Origin of the sequence: Protofrankia sp. Cr1 (genome assembly GCF_963555865.1) — a bacterium.
Lineage (GTDB): Bacteria > Actinomycetota > Actinomycetes > Frankiales > Frankiaceae > Protofrankia.
The window spans coordinates 2,765-3,519 of the sequence record NZ_CAUVXO010000531.1; the positions used below are offsets into that span (position 1 = coordinate 2,765).

The 755-nt window shown below is 62.9% G+C and carries 1 pseudogene; it reads right to left on the reverse strand.

Features of this window, described 5'->3' with window-relative positions:
- Positions 1–298: pseudogene (locus tag U9980_RS25255) on the reverse strand (hypothetical protein); the annotation flags it as partial.
- Positions 299–755 lie beyond the last annotated feature (457 nt).

A 755-nucleotide genomic window follows, 5' to 3' on the forward strand; every position in this document is an offset into this window, starting at 1 on the left:
TGGGTGAGCTGGTGCCGTCACGGGAGCGGGATGGGTGGCTACCCGTGGCAGGCTGAGTGATCGGGCGGCTGGTGCCGCTGTGCGGTGCAGGGGTCAGGATTCCGGCGGGCACCAATGCCCATTGTCGGAATTCTGGCCTCTTACCTGTTGGCGGTCTGCGCGGTGACGAGTTGCTCAACGGTGGCCAGGCGGCGGGCGAGATCCGTTCGTTGACGGCGTCGGCGACCGCTTGCCAGTCCTCACCGGCGATCGCGCCACGTGCCGCGTAGACAGGTGATCTTCGTTCCTGATCGTCCATGTCACCGATCTTAGCTGTGAAGCAAACAGACGCGTCATACCAAAATTGCCTACTCGTCGACCCGACTCAAGTCGGGTTCGCATGTCCTTTGCTTCACGCTTATATCGTTGGCATGTGACTCTCACATAAAGGTTGATACGCGGCTCGTGAGCGGTGCACTGTGGATTCTGCAACAACCGAGGGCCGGGAATGGCGGGTGGTGCGGGTGATGGACGCCGACCCGAACGCGCGGGCCGGCTCGGCGGAAGTCAAGGTGAAGATTGCCGCACCGGTGCAGCCGGTGCCCCCGGAACCGCTCGTCGGCACGGCGTTGCGGCCGGTGGAATTCGACCCTCCGAAATCCCACGAGAAATCTCCTCGCGGTCTTCCGCGGTCAACGCCTGACCCCGCACCCAAGTCTCCCATCAGTGAGCCACAAGATTTATCACATGTGGCGCACTGACTCCTTGAGGCCGCC